Genomic DNA, 15070 nt, shown 5'->3' with positions numbered 1-15070 from the left:
CGAGGATTGCCGACTTGAGAGGGGGGCCTGAGGGGTTGGCAAACCCACTTCAGGAGTGAAGTGAGTTTGCACTGGCATCGATGAATTAAAGCGCCGCGTCAGCGGGGTTAACGCCCTATTCGTGATTTACCGCCACACCTTTCAAATACGCTGCTGGCTCGGCCCCGAGGTTTTCCAGCATGCGCGAGCTGTACCAGTCTACGAAATTGACCACGCCGAACTCGTAGGTTTTCGAGTAAGGGCCTGGCTGGTAGGCGGAGGAATTGATGCCACGCTGGTTCTCTTCGGCCAGGCGACGGTCCTGATCATTGGTGGCGTCCCAGACCTGGCGCATGCGCTCCACGTCGTAATCCACACCCTCGACCGCATCCTTGTGGACAATCCACTTGGTGCTGACCATGGTTTCCTGTGCGCTGATGGGCCACACGGTGAACACGATGATGTGATCGCCCATGCAGTGATTCCAGGAGTGCGGCAGGTGCAGGATGCGCATCGAGCCCAGTTCCGGGTTCTGGATGCGGCCCATCAGTTTCTTGCAGCCGACCTTGCCGTCCAGAGTCATCGAGACAGTGCCCTTGAGCAACGGCATGCGCACTATGCGGTTGCGCAGCCCGAAGCTGGCGTGAGCGTAGGGGATCTTCTCTGCATCCCAGGCAGCGGCGGATGCGGCGACATGGTCCTTGAACGCCTGATCTGCACGCGGGTCTGTGACGTCGTCCCATTCCAGCAGGGTTTTCAGCAGCTCGGGATGAGAGCCGCTGCAGTGATAGCACTCGCGGTTGTTCTCCAGAACCAGCTTCCAGTTGGCTTTTTCCATCAAGGTGGTCTGCACCGCCACCTTGGTGTTTTCCATGTCGTAGGGTTCCATGTAGTGGCGCAGGGTCGACAGGAACTCGTCAATGGCCGGCGGATTCTCCGCCAGACTGATGAAAATGTAACCGCCTGCGGTCTTCACATGGACGGGCTTGAGGCCGAACTGCTTCATGTCGAAGTCGTCGCCCATTTCGGTGCCAGCATAAAGCAGGCGTCCGTCCAGCTCGTAGGTCCATTGATGGTAGTGGCAAACCAGCTTGGCGACCTTGCCTTTTTCGGCGGTACACAGGCGCGAGCCGCGATGGCGACACACGTTATGAAACGCGTTGACCGCGCCGTCCGGGCCGCGCACCACGAGGATCGGGTTCTTGCCGATCTGCAATGTCAGGTAGTTGCCCTTGGTCGGGATTTCGCAGGTCATCCCTGCGATCAGCCACTCTTTATGAAAGATTTCCTGCATATCGATTTCAAACAGCCTTTCATCACTGTAGAAAGGCTGCGGCAGCGAGTAAGTGCGCTCGCGATTCTGCAGCATCTCGGCAGTGGCCTTGCGTGCAGGTTCCAGCGGATCGCCCAGGCTCAAGGTTGCGGTGACGTCCATCGTTAAATCCCTCATGACCGCGTCATGGGCGGCCTGCGAATGTGGCTGATACGGTTGTGGGCGCGTTGCACGCAAGACAATAAATCAGTCGTTCATGCCGATAATCCCTGTTGGCGAGTGTGGAGCGGGGCGCTTGGCGAACCATATCCATGGGCGACATGGCCGCATCCGTTCCCGACGCGACAGCCCTTGTACACCGGGGCTGGTCGCGGTAAGTACGTGAATGTCGTTGATAGGTAAATGGTCGTCTCGCGCGTTACGCAGAATCCGCACTATGAGAGGCCGACAGTCGGCCGTGGAGATCACGTATGTCCCAAAGTTTCCTGAGCCCGGTTACCACCCAGACATGGGCCAACGGGCGCCACCTGGTACGAGTCGTCAAAGTCATCCAGGAAACCTGGGACGTTCGCACTTTCTGCTTCATGGCCGATCAGCCGATCATGTTCTTTTTCAAGCCTGGGCAATTCGTGACCCTGGAGCTGGAGATCGACGGTCTGCCGATCATGCGCTCGTACACCATCTCAAGTTCTCCCTCGGTGCCCTACAGCTTTTCGATTACCGTCAAGCGCGTGCCTGGTGGCAGGGTTTCCAATTACCTGCACGACACGTTGAGCGAAGGGCAGGAGCTGGCAGTGCATGGCCCGGTCGGGTTGTTCAATGCCATCGATTTCCCGAACCCGAAAATCCTCTACCTCAGTGGCGGTGTGGGCATTACGCCGGTCATGTCGATGGCACGCTGGTTCTATGACACCAACGCCAACGTCGACATGGTGTTCGTGCACAGCGCCCGCTCGCCCAAGGACATCATCTACCATCGCGAGCTGGAGCACATGGCGTCGCGGATCGACAACTTCAGCCTGCATCTGGTCTGCGAAAAGCACGGGCTGGGCGATCCGTGGGCGGGCTATCGCGGTTACCTGAATCAGAAAATGCTTGAACTGATGGCGCCGGACTTCATGGAGCGCGAAGTGTTCTGCTGCGGGCCGACGCCCTACATGACAGCGGTCAAGCGCCTGTTGCTGGAAAATGGCTTCAACATGGCGCAATACCATGAAGAATCCTTCGGCGCGACACCCGCCGAAGCCCGTGCCGATGCCGTCGAACAGGCAGAAATCGCCGCCGACGCGCCCGATATCGACGCGGCTGACCTGCACCAGGTCGAGTTCACCGAGACCGGTAAAAGCATCCGCGTTGGACCGGGAGAAACCGTACACGCAGCCGCAGCCAAACTCGGCCTGATGATCCCCAAGGCCTGCGGCATGGGCATCTGCGGAACGTGCAAGGTCATGAAAACAAGTGGCGAAGTGGAGATGGAACACAACGGCGGCATTACCGATGAAGATGTTGCAGAGGGCTACATCCTGTCCTGCTGCAGCGTGCCGAAGGGTGATGTGCGGATTGAGTATTGAGCACGCCTGAAACTATGTGACGCAAAGCGTCACAAGTTTTCGCCGCGACGCTAACAGGGGCAATGGCTTTTTATCTCAGCCGTTGACACGAATCATCGGTAATCAGACTGAAACGCTCGAGTGCCTTCTCAACAAGCCCCGACTCATGCTGAATCAAGATCACGATCTTATTGATCAGCTCGTAATCAACGAGCTCATGATCCACTGTGGCTCTGCTTATAAGCCGCCAGCGCAGGCAGCAACTGCTGGTCGATGGCCTGGCGGACGGCGGGGAGGAGGGTTGCGCTGCCGGTCAGGAGTTGCTCTATCAGACGTCGAAGGGCCTTCGCGCGTTCTGCGTTGAGGCCGCATACGGCGTGTGCGCAGGCTTGTTCGGCCGTGGCGCCGCTGGGCGTTTCGAATCCTAATGCTCTCAGCTGGCCGAGCAGGTCTTCCTGGTCTATCAAGTCCGCGTGCATCATGGCGTCTGTTCCTTTGATCGGGCTGTTTCCGATTCTGGTAGGACAGCTGGCTGCGAGCAACCCTTGCAGGGTGCGGATGGCAGGATTGACTACAGGTGCGTCGTTTTCAGTTCAGATTGTGGTCATTCGGTTTGCAGGTTTTCTATCGTGTTGTCGACCATGACCTTTGCCATGTCCACCAGGTGCATGATCGTGAGCGTCATGTCTCGCTGTGCGCCGCTCATGCTGTCGCTGAATTCGTAGGCGCTGGTTGCGGCGCAGCGCAGCAGGTCACTGGCATATAGAAGGGCATCTTCGTGGCTGACCTTTGGGCGGGCGCTGAAGAAGGGCGGGTCGGGGACGATTTTTAGCATGTGAGACTCCTAATCAATAATCAGTAGGTCGTCACTTCGGCTACTAATCGAAGGTGGCGGCCGCACGCAGGTAGTAGCCCGGTGATTAGGAACCGGTGCATCCGGAGACGCCCCACGCACGGCCACCATAAAGATGCAGCCCGTAAACAAGCGCCTTGCACAAGGTGGCGCATTGCGCCTAATCACACCGAGGGCTACTAATCCTCATCGCTGATATGCAGCGACGGGCGCAGAGTAGTGATCGAAATGGGCAGGCACAAGGGGCTGGGAGTTTCTCGGAAATTTCCTTCAAGTGATACAGACGAGTCCCGCAAATTCGTTACAAATTCTTGTTCGCGGCTCAGGTTTGCTAAACTGCGCGGCCTGCCAGGAGCTGCCATGAATTACCGTCACGCCTACCACGCCGGCAACCACGCCGACGTGTTCAAACACCTTACTCTGACTCGCCTGATCGCCCTCATGGCGCGCAAGGAGCAGCCGTTCGCCTATCTCGACACCCATGCCGGGCTCGGGCTGTACGACCTAAAAGGTGATCAGGCCTCTCGCACCGGCGAGTGGCTCGAAGGCATTGGTCGTCTGTGGGATACCCCGGACTTGCCAGCGCTGACGGCTGATTACCTGCAAGTGCTGCATGACATGAACCCTGATGGCGAGTTGCGATACTACCCCGGCTCGCCGGAGCTGGCCCGCCGCCTGACTCGCGAGCGCGAGCGGGTGTTGCTCAATGAAAAACACCCTGAAGACGGGCGCCTGCTCAAGGAAAACATGAAGGGCGACCGCCGCGTCGCGGTGCATCTGGGAGAGGGCTGGCACGTGCCACGCGCACTGCTGCCCGTCGCTGAAAAGCGTGCCGTGATGCTGATCGACCCGCCGTTCGAGCAACTGGATGAAATGAAACGTTGCGCAGTGGCGCTCAAGGAAACCATCGGGCGCATGCGCCAGACGGTCGCCGCCATCTGGTACCCGATCAAAGACCCGCGCCTGCTGCGACGTTTCTATCAGGACCTGGCAGAAACCGGCGCGCCCAAGTTGCTGCGCGTCGAGCTGTATGTCCATCCGCTGGACACCCCGGCGAGTCTCAACGGTTCAGGTCTGGCTATCGCCAACCCGCCGTGGGGCCTTGAAGAAGAGCTGCGCGAACTGATGCCTTACCTGGCCGACAAACTGGGCCAGACTCAGGGCGGCTGGAAGATGGACTGGTTGATCGCCGAGTAAGCGAGCGTAAGTTCGCGCAGGGTTGCGCGGTCAAGGGCGGACGCAAAGCTTCCAGGCCTGCATACCCACGCGGAGCATGGGCACGATAGAGGTCGGTTTGGAAGCTCATCGTGTAGGGATAGCCTCAGAAGTAGCCCGGGGCCTATCGTTCCTCACGCTCCAGCGCGGGGATGCCTTTCGTGACGCTTTGCGTAACAAGCCCCACTGCAGGCGTCAGGCAGGACGCAGGATGACGGAGGTTTGAGCCCCCGTCGGTCCCTCAGGCAGGCAGACAAACCCCTGTGCCGCCCAGGCCGCAATAGCCTTGCGTGTTCTTGGCCAGGTACTGCTGGTGATACGCCTCGGCGAAGTACACTGTCGGCGCTTCTTCGATTTCAGTGGTGATCCCGCCCAGACCTGCCTTGCTCAGTTCCGCCTGAAACGCTTCGGCGCTGGCTTTGGCTGCGGCGAGCTGTTCAGGCCGCGTGCAATAGATGACCGAACGGTACTGCGTGCCGATGTCATTGCCCTGACGCATGCCCTGAGTCGGGTTATGGGCTTCCCAGAACACCTTGAGCAACGATTCGTAGCTGATCTTCTCAGGCTCGTAAACGACTAGTACCACTTCGGTGTGCCCGGTCAGGCCTGAGCAGACTTCTTCGTAGGTCGGGTTAGGCGTGAACCCACCCGCGTAACCGACAACGGTGCTGACAACACCTTCCTGTTGCCACAGGCGACGTTCTGCACCCCAGAAGCAGCCCATGCCGAAAATAGCGAATTCTACGTTGCTCGAGAATGGCCCCAGCAGCGGGTTACCGTTGACGAAGTGATCTTCCGGAAGCGCCATCGGTGTTTCACGACCTGGGAGAGCTTGTTCGGCGGTAGGCAATACGTTTTTGTTCACAAGAATTTCCGAGCGCAGAGTCATGAACCATATCCTCTCGTTGTGAGACGGCAGCAGGTAACAGGACGGGTTAATACAATGACATAGGTCCCGTTACACGCAGAAACAAGGGCTGCCGTGTAATAACAGAGCAACAGTGTGCCCGAGAGAGCAGGGTGCAGGGAAGGTGCTCAGGCCGATGGGCGACGGGTGTAGCGCTTCAGCTTCTCGACCAGCTCTTCGCCGGGAATGGGCCTGTCGAACAGATAACCCTGACCGACATCACAGCGATGGCGACGCAAAAACGCCAGCTGGGCAGCGGTTTCGATGCCTTCGGCAACCACTTTGAGCTTGAGGTTGTGCGCCATGGCGATGACCGCCGAGGTGATCTCCATGTCGTCTTCATCATCCGGAATATCACGGATGAAACTGCGATCAATCTTGATCACGTCGATGGGGAATTTTTTCAGATAGCTGAAAGAGGAATAGCCTGTTCCGAAGTCATCCATCGCCAGTGACAGGCCAAGCTTCTTCAGCGAGTCGAGTTGCTGACGTGTGTCTTCTGTGGCTTCCAGCAGCAGGCCTTCGGTCAGTTCCAGTTCCAGCAACGACGGGTCAAGCTCTTCCTCTTTGAGGATCGAGGCAATCGATGACACCAGCTCGGGATCGGAAAACTGTTTCGGCGATACGTTGATCGCCACCTGAAGGTGCCCGAAACCCGCTGCGGTAAGGTCTTTGCTCATGCGGCACGACTGGCGCGCGACCCATTTGCCAATGGGGATAATCAAACCGGTCTCTTCGGCAACGCTGATGAACTGGTCCGGTCGGATCATGCCTTTTTCGGGATGGTTCCAGCGCAGCAGCGCTTCCATGCCCAGCAGGCGGCCGGTCAGGAGGCAGAGTTTGGGTTGATAGAACACTTCCAGTTCGTTCTGGGTCAACGCGCGGCGCAGGTTGTTCTCGACGAAAAGCTTGTAGCTGGCCTCGGCATTCAGCGCTTCTGTAAACACCTGAACCTGATGCTTGCCATTGGCTTTGGCCTTGTGCAGGGCCAGACCGGCATTTTTCATCAGGGTCTGCGGATCACGACCGTGAATCGGCGCGCAGGCCAGGCCTACCGAGCCGGTGACGCTGATCAACTGGTTGTCGACAAACATCGGTTTGTCCAGAGTGGCCAGGACCTGGCTGGCGATGGCCTGCCCGGCCTCTTGATCGGTGTCGTCCAGCAACACGGCAAATTCGTTGCTGGCGAAGCGTGCCAGCACATCCGAAGGGCTCAACGTGTTGCGCAGGCGGCGTGCCAGGCTGATCAGCAGTTTGTCGCCGGTCTGGTGACCCAGGCTGTCGTTGATGCGCTTGAAGTTGTCGATGTCGACCAGCAACAGGCTCATGGGCGTGTCGGTGTCGCGGGCAAAGCGCTCATCCAGATTGCGAATGAACGCCGGACGGTTGCCCAGGTTGGTCAGGTTGTCGGTGTAGGCCAGGCGCTCGATGCGCTGCTGGGCCAACTTGCTCTGGGTGATGTCCTCGTAGATACCGATGTAGTGCGTCAGCTCACGATTGTCGCCATACACCTTGGAAATCGACAACTGCCCCCAGTAGGGTTCGAGGTTCTTGCGTCGGCTTTTGAATTCGCCCTGCCAGCTATTGCTGTTGGTCAGGCTGGAGTTGGCTTCCAGCAGCAGCTGGTTGAGATTTTCCAGCGCCGGCAGTTCCGAGAGCTTGCGCCCGGAGACCTCGTCGGAACTGTACTGGGTGATCGCCGTGAAGCTCGGGTTGACGTACTCGACCACCCCATTGCAGTTGACCAGCAGAAACGCGTTGGCGCTTTGTTCGACCGCGCGCTGGAACAGGTGCAATGCAATGGTCGCGGCGCGCCGATTGTGATTGTTGATGACCTGGGCAAACTGGTCGGCCAGTTCGCCGGCGAAGGCAATCTCGTCGGACTGCCAGTCGCGCGTCGCGCCGGTCTGTTCAAGACACAGCACACCCACGACCTGCCCGTCGATACGAATACTGGCATCCAGGACCGCCCGGGTTTCACCTGGCCTGAGGCTTTCTGCCATCTCGCGGGTGCGCGGGTCTTTCTGGATGTCGCTGGCGTCGATTGCGCGGCTGGTGTTCAGCGCCTGCAAGTAAGTGGGGTAAGGGCTGATGTCGATCGGTGAGAGGGTTTGATAGTTGCCGCTTTCCCGGTGGTAGTCGGTGATCGGCTCCAGGCGCTTTTCGTTGAGGTTCCAGATACTGGCATGGTCCAGATCATAGATATCGCAGGCACTTCTGGTGATCAGCTCTGCCGCTTCCAGCATCGTGTTGGCGGTTGTGTAGCGGTGGCGCGTGAGGCGCAGGATCAGGTCCTGCTGAGCACGTACGCGTTCCAGGTGGGCAAACTGGTCACGCTGGGCACGCTGGTTGAGTTCCAGCGCAATCTGCAGCCTGAGGTTGCGGGTTTCGAGATCGGAGTCTGTGGCTTGCTCGTTGTCTACGACAAGCCCCTCGACGATCAGAAAGTAGCCCCGCAGAAGATGCCGGTTGTGCTGCCTGTAGCCTTCGCCGATTTCCAGCAGGCCAAGCGGCCCCTTAGGGCTGTGCAGGGTGTAGCGGATCAGGTAATTCGGAGAAGAGGCCAGTTGCAGCTGTATGTCATCGTGAAGTTGATAACGTGCTTCCGGCTCCATGAGACTGGCATAAGGGGATCCAATCAGAGCGCAAAGGTCAACCGCGGGCAGCCCTAACTGCTTTTCACAGTTTGGATCGAGAAACAGCAGCGCCCAATTGGCTTCATTAAGCCTCTCGAAACGCAGCATGCCCAGGCGAGAAGGCACTGGCAATTGCGTCACTACCTCGGCTGCGGATCTACCGGCAGCATCGGTTTGGCTTTTCATGAACAAACTCGCTTCCAGAATACTAGTCGCGACGGGCGTAAACCCGCTTTTCGCGTACGGCAAGGTTGCATCATGCGGCCCATGCTTACAAGAGACCACGGTGGCTTAGTGCTATAAATGTGTCGGCCGATTGTCCCGGTTCTGCAATGTATCTGGTCAGTTACTTAAAATACCCTGTTTTTTCAGGTTAAAGCCCCTGTTTTCAGCTATATGGGTCAGTTTTCTTTCACCTCATCGTTGAGCATTGTGGCCTTGCCGGAGCGTATTTCTGCGGCCTTGACGGGCAGCTGAAGGAAAATCCCGGCCGCGAACATCGCGAGCACTCCGACGCTCAGAAACGTCATTTGAAAGGCTCCCAGCATACTGCTGACTTCGCCGGTGGCTACTTCTTCACTGAAACCGCCCAGCAATGCTGCAGCGCTGGCAACTCCAAGGCTCAGCGACAGCTGCGCGACCACTGAAAGCAGGCTGTTGCCGCTCGCGGCGCTGGCGTCGTCGAGGTCGATCAGCGTCACAGTATTCATCGCCGTGAACTGCAACGAATTCACCGCGCCGAGCAGCGCCAGTTGTATCAGCAGCACCCAATAAGGGGTCTCCATGTCCACCAGCGCAAGGCTGGCCAGCAGGATCCCCAGCAGCAGCGTATTGCCGGTAAGAATGTGTCGATAACCCAGGTGTTCGATCAGCCAGCGCGCCACCGTCTTGGCGAACATGCCTGCGGCGGCCAGCGGCAGCATGCTCATGCCCGCCTGAGAAGGTGAATAGCCAAGCGCCACTTGCAGCAACAACGGCACCAGGAACGGCAGGGCGCCGCTGCCGAGGCGAGCAAACAGGTTGCCCATGATGCCTACTGCGAAGGTCCGGGTGCGGAACAACGAAGGCGCGAACAGCGGCGACTCGATATGCCCAGCGCGCAGCCAATATGCTGCCAGGCAACCCATCCCGGCAAACAGCAGCAGCACCACACGCATGTGCGGCAGGTGCAATTCGCCCAGGCCTTCCAAAGCGATGGTGATCAGCACCATCGCTGCGCCGAAGAGGATGAACCCGATGCCGTCAAAGTGCGTGCGGCCACCTCCCGCAAGGTCAGGAATGAAGTGCTTGACCGCGTAGCAACCTAAAAGCCCGACCGGAATATTGATCAGGAAGATCCAGTGCCAGCTCAGGTACTCGACCATCCAGCCGCCCAGTGTCGGGCCCAGTAATGGCCCGAGCAAGCCGGGCACGGTGATGAAGCCCATGATCCGCACCAGTTCCGAGCGGGGGTAGGCGCGCAGTACGATCAGCCGACCGATGGGCACCATCAGTGCGCCCCCCAACCCCTGAATCACGCGTGCTGCCACCAGTACGTCGAGCGACCAGGACAGCGCGCACAGCAGTGAGCCGAAGCTGAACAGCAGAATGGCGCTGAAAAAAATGCGTTTGATTCCGAACCGGTCAGCGATCCAGCCTGACGCCGGAATCAACAGCGCAATGGTCAGCATGTAGGCAATCACCACCGACTGCATGCGCAGCGGGTCTTCTGCCAACGAGCGGGCCATGGACGGCAGCGCAGTATTGAGGATCGTGCCGTCCAGGCTTTGCATGAAGAACGCGATGGCAATGACCCACGGCATCCAGCGCAGGGTCTTTTCGTCCATGATCGGCGCTGAGTTCTGCATAGGCTCCTTTTACAGCGTAAGAGTAAGTTGGCTGATCAGCGCGCCCGGCAAGTGGGTGGAACCGGTCTGGCGCTGACTGTAGGTGCTCGATTGCAGGATCAGCTCCCGCTCTCGAGTCAGGTCCTCCAGCGCACTGCCCAGCAGGCTGTAGGCGCTGTCATCGAAGCGCATGGTGCTGACCGGCGCAACGATCCTTCCGTCTTCGACCCAGAACGTTGCAAAACGTGTCATGCCAGTCAGGCGTGCCGCCGCGCGGTCCGAGAAGTTCAAGTACCACAGGTTGCTGATGTAAAGACCTGTCCCGAGCTTTTCAAGCACCTGGTCCATCTCCAGCGAACCGCCCGCCATCTCCAGCGCGCTCGGCCCTTCACCGTAATCGGCGCCATTGGCCGGCAGGTCATATTCGGCAGCGCTGCTTGAGTCCACCAATCGCTCACGGGCCTGCCCGTCGACGATCAGGGCGAGGTCCTTGCGCGGATAACCTTCTCTCGAAAAGGCTGGCGAGAATGAGCCGCTGACGTGCTCGTCGATGCTCACCAGCGGGCTGAACCGGGTATCCCCGTCATACAGACGCTGCAGCGGGCTGCGTTTACTGGCCAGCGCCTGGGCGGAAAACCCGCCCCAAGTGAGCATGCTGATCACTTCATCGACCGCCGCAGGGGCCAGATAGGCTCGGTATTGGCCAGGTGCAAGGGTGTGCAGCGGGCGCCCGAGAAACTCCAGTTGCTCACGTGCCTGCTCGAAACGCCGGGCAAAGGCCTCGCTGTTCCAGTCGTGACCGGCATAGTTTGCCTTTACCGCCTGGCCGTTCTCGTGAAACAGGCTCCAGTCGAAATTGAAGCTGTTGGCCTGATGCCAGCCCAGCGCTCCCCAGGAACTTGCAAAACCGCGGTACAGCGGCCCCGCAGCGTAGAAACCCACCAGGTCCAGACCACTCGACAACGCGCAGATCTGTGCAACGACCTGGGCGCTGTCCGGCAGCGGCGCGTCTTGTACATTACCGGTTCGCCAAGCCTCGGTATTGGGCAGCAGATACGGGTCCTCTGACAACGATGGCAGCGTTTCGCGCAGTTGCTGCAAAGCGTCGGTCAGGCGTTGGGTGTCTGTCTCGGCGTCGCCGGAAAGCGTCAGCTCCAGATTGGCGTGGCGGCCGCTGTCGATCAGTTTGAAGACGGCGACCGCCTGCTGAACCTGCCCGGCCTGACGTACCTGGCCGTGATTGAAGCGAATGAAATCCGACACCTCGGCGTCGTACGCCAGGGTGAACTGTTCGGTGGGGTTGATGGCCGATTTGAGCGCGGCGACCAGTGTTTCGAATTGCTGTTGGTGCGTCATTAGGCAGCCCCTCCAAATACATCGACATCGGCAAACACACAGGCCGGAGACGCATGGCCGACACAGATCGCCTGATTGGGTTCGCCCTTGCCGCAGTTGGGCGTGCCCAGAACCTTGAAGGTGCTGGCGTCGCCCACGGCGCTGAGGCTTTTCCAGAACTGCGCGGATATCGCCCGGTAGTTAGGGTTCTTCACCACGCCTTTCAATTCACCATTTTCAATCAACTGGCCCCATTCGCAGCCGAACTGGAATTTATTGCGTGCATCGTCGATGGACCAGGAACGGTTACTCGACATCAGGATGCCGTGTTCGATGTTGCCGATGAGGTCGTTCATGGACCGGTCGCCCGGTTCGATGTTCAGGTTGGCCATGCGATCGATCGGTGCGCGATTCCAGTTGCAGGCGCGGCTGTTGGCGACACCTTGCATGGCGCTGCGGTGTTGCGACAGCGCGCCGCCGAGCGGGCGTTGCAGCACGCCTTCGCGAATCAGAAACTGCTTGCTCGCTGGCGTGCCGTCATCATCGTGCGCGTAACTTGCCAACTGCTCGGGAATGTCCGGGTCGAACGTGACGTTCAACAGACTGGAGCCATACTGCAGCGTGCCGAAATCCGACATTTTCACGAAGCTGGTGCCTGCGTAGTTACGTTCGTCGCCGAGAATCCGGTCCAGCTCCAGCGGGTGACCGATTGCCTCGTGAATCTGCAGCACCATCTGGTCCGGCATCAACAGCAGGTCGCGCGGGCCGGATGGCGTGTTGGGCGCAAGAATCAGTTGCAAGGCCTGATCGGCGACGCTGGCAGCGGAGCCGATCAGCCCGCAACTGCTCAACACTTCAAGACCGCCCTGTTGACCAAAATTATGGCCGCCCAGCGTACGGGTCTGGCTGTCATGTCCGTTGTACGCCGTCACGCTCATGCCGGGGAAAACAAAGCGTTGCGCCTGACGAAGCTCGGCGCCCGCAGTGTTCAAATAGAACTGCTCGACAGTTTCCAGCCCCAGAATGGCCTGCCAGTTGACCAGCCGCTCGTCCTTCGGAACTGCGCTGGATTCGGCCATCAGCAGGCCGATACAGTCGCTCAGCGGCGGGAAGGCCTGATCCATGTTCGGTGACAGATAGTCAGCCCTGGCGGTTGAAACGGCCTGCTCGCTCAGGTCTAGCAGCGTATGTGGTGCCAGACGGCGCGCCAGTGCCTCGGCCTGTTGCAGGGCGGCCTGCAAACCCGCCCGTGACGTATCGTTGGTAGCAGCGTAGGCCTCGACGCCGTTCAGGCGCACGGTCAGCATGGCGCCTTCGTCGCTGGTCAGTGACGGTGGTTCGGCCACGTTTTTACGCACGCACAAATGCTGGCCTGTGCGCCTTACATAACGTAACGAAAAGAATTGCGCTTCACTCTGCAGAGCAGCGAAGTGCTGCTTGAGCCGGGCGGAGAAATCGAACATGCAGACAAGCTCCTTCTTGAGGGCGGTCGGTGAAGTCCGTACGGCGTCTTGAGCCGATTGCCTTTCAGAAGGAGATTACCCCGTAGATCGTCAAGCTGCACCTGCAAGCTTGAGATAGACGCTTCAGCCCTGCATCACCAGCCTGATATCGGCAGCCAGTTCACGCACGCGCTCTTCTTCGGTATCCCATGAACACATGAAGCGAGCGCCACCATTACCGATGAAGGTATAGAAACGCCAGCCCCTTGCTGTCAGGGCTGCAATCGCCGGCTCCGACAGTTGCAGAAACACGCCATTGGCCTGCACCGGAAACATCAGTTCCACACCCTGGATGTCCTCGACCAGTTCAGCCAGCAACTGTGCGCAACTGTTGGCGTGGCGCGCATGCTTGAGCCAAGCGTCGTTTTCCAGCAAGCCGACCCACGGCGCTGACAGGAAACGCATTTTCGACGCCAGTTGCCCGGCCTGCTTGCAGCGGTAATCAAAGTCTTCGGCCAGATCATGGTTGAAGAACAGGATGGCTTCGCCTACCGCCATGCCGTTTTTGGTGCCGCCAAAGCACAGCACATCGACGCCGGATTTCCAGGTCAGCTCGGCCGGCGATGCGTTCAGAAAGGCACAGGCATTGGAGAACCGTGCGCCGTCCATGTGCAGATGCAGGCCCAGCTCCTTGCAGGTCGCGCTGATCGCTTTGAGTTCTTCAATCTGATAGACACCACCCACTTCAGTGGCTTGGGTCAAGGTCACGACCCGTGGCTTGGGGTAATGAATGTCCTGACGTTTGAGTGCCACTTCACGAATCGATTCGGGCGTCAGCTTGCCGCCAGCGCTACGAGCCGTCAGCAGTTTCGAGCCATTGGAGAAGAACTCCGGTGCGCCGCATTCATCGGTTTCGACGTGAGCCGTTTCCGAACAGATGACACTGTGGTAACTCTGGCACAACGAGGACAGCGCCAGAGAGTTGGCGGCCGTGCCGTTGAACGCAAAGAACACTTCGCAGTCGGTTTCGAACAAACGACGGAAATCATCCGACGCGCGCGCAGTCCATTGATCGTCCCCATAGGCGCGTTGGTGCCCTTTGTTCGCCTGTTCCATTGCCGCCCAGGCTTCGGGGCAGATACCGGAATAATTGTCGCTGGCGAACTGTTGGCTTTGGTCTGTCATGGCCGATTCCTTATGGGCGATTATGGTGCGCACTGTAGCGACAATAGTGAGTGCGGTCATGTGTTGACTGCTGGACCGACTTACCCGATCTGGAGTGATATGGATCTATCCAACCCGCCTTTTCTGCCAGGACGCAACAAGGCGCTGGACCTGCTCAAGTGGCTGGCGATGTTGAGCATGGTGCTCGATCATCTGCGCTATGTGGGTTGGTCAGTCGATTTTCTTTACGTGCCGGGGCGTTTCGCCTTTCCTTGGTTCTGTCTGGCAATCGCCGTGAATCTCTCAAGACGCAGCGCAGCCATTGTGGCGCCGCGTGTGCAATGGCGCTACCTGGGTTGGTTGCTGGCATTTGCGGCGTTATCCGAGATTCCGTATCGGCTGTTCATGGAGGATGCCACTGTATTGAACGTCATGCCGACGCTGCTACTGGGCTTGCTGATTGCTCAGGGTTGGCAGCATCGCAACCCGGCAACCCGAGTGATGGCCGTTGTCGCGCTGCTGCTCACAGCGATCTTTCAGAAATACCTGATGTTTGGCTTTGCCGGAGTGTTGCTGCCGCTGGTCTTCGTACTGGTGCTGGAAAGGCGCCTTTGGTACGCAGTGTTTCCGGCTGTTTTCTGCCTGGCAGGCAACGCCTGGCCACAGATGTTCGCGGGCGCGGGTTGGGGTGATCCGATTTCCGTAGGGTCTATCGTCGCGTGCGTGTTGGCACCTGTGCTGGGCATGGCATTGCTGCGGACAAAGCCTGAGTTCGCAGTGATCCCGATGCGGCGCTGGGCCTATGCGATTTACCCGCTGCATTTCCTGGTGTTGCTGGGGTTGCGGGGGGCGTTGGAGCGGGTTTGAGAATCGCAGCTATCGTGCGACGC

Annotated in this window: 12 protein-coding genes; 3 read left to right on the top strand and 9 right to left on the bottom strand. The window is 59.0% G+C overall.

Annotated elements, in window-relative coordinates:
• Window positions 1-115: 115 nt before the first annotated feature.
• Complete coding sequence (gbcA, locus tag POR16_RS23500) at window positions 116-1414, bottom strand: glycine-betaine demethylase subunit GbcA (RefSeq protein ID WP_005896305.1); 1299 nt, start codon at window positions 1412-1414, stop codon at window positions 116-118.
• A 308-nt stretch (window positions 1415-1722) separates the two neighbouring features.
• On the opposite strand from gbcA, the gene gbcB reads away from it, so the two are divergent.
• Window positions 1723-2823 (top strand): glycine-betaine demethylase subunit GbcB, encoded by a 1101-nt coding sequence (gene gbcB, locus POR16_RS23495; RefSeq protein WP_005896307.1) that lies wholly within the window; start codon window positions 1723-1725, stop codon window positions 2821-2823.
• Window positions 2824-3017: 194 nt separating this feature from the next.
• Here the strand turns inward: gbcB and POR16_RS23490 are convergent, their stop codons facing one another.
• Window positions 3018-3284, bottom strand: coding sequence for a hypothetical protein (locus POR16_RS23490; protein WP_005896312.1), 267 nt, complete (start codon window positions 3282-3284; stop codon window positions 3018-3020).
• 122 nt (window positions 3285-3406) lie between these two features.
• Window positions 3407-3637 carry a DUF6124 family protein gene (locus POR16_RS23485; RefSeq protein ID WP_005896314.1) on the bottom strand — a complete coding sequence of 77 codons (231 nt, stop codon included), beginning with the start codon at window positions 3635-3637 and terminating at the stop codon, window positions 3407-3409.
• A 378-nt stretch (window positions 3638-4015) separates the two neighbouring features.
• On the opposite strand from POR16_RS23485, the gene POR16_RS23480 reads away from it, so the two are divergent.
• Window positions 4016-4852 carry a 23S rRNA (adenine(2030)-N(6))-methyltransferase RlmJ gene (locus POR16_RS23480; RefSeq protein ID WP_005896317.1) on the top strand — a complete coding sequence of 279 codons (837 nt, stop codon included), beginning with the start codon at window positions 4016-4018 and terminating at the stop codon, window positions 4850-4852.
• A gap of 259 nt (window positions 4853-5111) precedes the next feature.
• On the opposite strand, the gene msrA is transcribed toward POR16_RS23480, so the two are convergent.
• From msrA to POR16_RS23445, 6 genes are all read right to left on the bottom strand, one after another.
• The gene (gene msrA, locus POR16_RS23470) at window positions 5112-5759 is read right to left on the bottom strand and encodes a peptide-methionine (S)-S-oxide reductase MsrA (RefSeq protein ID WP_024670425.1); all 648 of its coding nucleotides are present in this window, start codon (window positions 5757-5759) and stop codon (window positions 5112-5114) included.
• A 146-nt stretch (window positions 5760-5905) separates the two neighbouring features.
• The gene (locus POR16_RS23465; protein WP_005896323.1) at window positions 5906-8599 is read right to left on the bottom strand and encodes a sensor domain-containing phosphodiesterase; all 2694 of its coding nucleotides are present in this window, start codon (window positions 8597-8599) and stop codon (window positions 5906-5908) included.
• A 215-nt stretch (window positions 8600-8814) separates the two neighbouring features.
• Window positions 8815-10260: a multidrug transporter subunit MdtD gene (mdtD, locus tag POR16_RS23460; RefSeq protein ID WP_005896326.1), complete on the bottom strand. Its 1446-nt coding sequence runs from the start codon at window positions 10258-10260 to the stop codon at window positions 8815-8817.
• Between the two features lie 9 nt (window positions 10261-10269).
• Entirely contained in the window at window positions 10270-11595 is a 1326-nt protein-coding gene (locus tag POR16_RS23455) for a TldD/PmbA family protein (protein WP_024670422.1), read from the bottom strand.
• Window positions 11595-13037 (bottom strand): TldD/PmbA family protein, encoded by a 1443-nt coding sequence (locus POR16_RS23450; RefSeq protein WP_005896332.1) that lies wholly within the window; start codon window positions 13035-13037, stop codon window positions 11595-11597. Before POR16_RS23450 ends, POR16_RS23455 begins: the two co-directional genes overlap by 1 nt.
• Before the next feature lie 123 nt (window positions 13038-13160).
• Window positions 13161-14201 carry a threonine aldolase family protein gene (locus tag POR16_RS23445; protein ID WP_005896333.1) on the bottom strand — a complete coding sequence of 347 codons (1041 nt, stop codon included), beginning with the start codon at window positions 14199-14201 and terminating at the stop codon, window positions 13161-13163.
• Between the two features lie 99 nt (window positions 14202-14300).
• On the opposite strand from POR16_RS23445, the gene POR16_RS23440 reads away from it, so the two are divergent.
• Window positions 14301-15047 (top strand): TraX family protein, encoded by a 747-nt coding sequence (locus tag POR16_RS23440; protein ID WP_005896335.1) that lies wholly within the window; start codon window positions 14301-14303, stop codon window positions 15045-15047.
• Window positions 15048-15070: the final 23 nt, after the last annotated feature.

The organism is Pseudomonas coronafaciens pv. oryzae str. 1_6 (assembly GCF_000156995.2).
Classification (GTDB): domain Bacteria; phylum Pseudomonadota; class Gammaproteobacteria; order Pseudomonadales; family Pseudomonadaceae; genus Aquipseudomonas; species Aquipseudomonas tremae.
Note: the sequence above shows the minus strand (reverse complement) of the source record. Positions and strands in the feature narration are given on the sequence as shown.

What these genes read in the sequence shown, in the direction of transcription:
- POR16_RS23450 (WP_005896332.1), bottom strand. Translation starts at nt 13,037, where the DNA reads ATGTTCGATTTCTCCGCCCGGCTCAAGCAGCACTTCGCTGCTCTGCAG.
- POR16_RS23440 (WP_005896335.1), top strand. Translation starts at nt 14,301, where the DNA reads ATGGATCTATCCAACCCGCCTTTTCTGCCAGGACGCAACAAGGCGCTG.
- POR16_RS23465 (WP_005896323.1), bottom strand. Translation starts at nt 8,599, where the DNA reads ATGAAAAGCCAAACCGATGCTGCCGGTAGATCCGCAGCCGAGGTAGTG.
- POR16_RS23485 (WP_005896314.1), bottom strand. Translation starts at nt 3,637, where the DNA reads ATGCTAAAAATCGTCCCCGACCCGCCCTTCTTCAGCGCCCGCCCAAAG.
- gbcB (WP_005896307.1), top strand. Translation starts at nt 1,723, where the DNA reads ATGTCCCAAAGTTTCCTGAGCCCGGTTACCACCCAGACATGGGCCAAC.
- mdtD (WP_005896326.1), bottom strand. Translation starts at nt 10,260, where the DNA reads ATGCAGAACTCAGCGCCGATCATGGACGAAAAGACCCTGCGCTGGATG.
- POR16_RS23480 (WP_005896317.1), top strand. Translation starts at nt 4,016, where the DNA reads ATGAATTACCGTCACGCCTACCACGCCGGCAACCACGCCGACGTGTTC.
- msrA (WP_024670425.1), bottom strand. Translation starts at nt 5,759, where the DNA reads ATGACTCTGCGCTCGGAAATTCTTGTGAACAAAAACGTATTGCCTACC.
- gbcA (WP_005896305.1), bottom strand. Translation starts at nt 1,414, where the DNA reads ATGGACGTCACCGCAACCTTGAGCCTGGGCGATCCGCTGGAACCTGCA.
- POR16_RS23490 (WP_005896312.1), bottom strand. Translation starts at nt 3,284, where the DNA reads ATGATGCACGCGGACTTGATAGACCAGGAAGACCTGCTCGGCCAGCTG.
- POR16_RS23455 (WP_024670422.1), bottom strand. Translation starts at nt 11,595, where the DNA reads ATGACGCACCAACAGCAATTCGAAACACTGGTCGCCGCGCTCAAATCG.
- POR16_RS23445 (WP_005896333.1), bottom strand. Translation starts at nt 14,201, where the DNA reads ATGACAGACCAAAGCCAACAGTTCGCCAGCGACAATTATTCCGGTATC.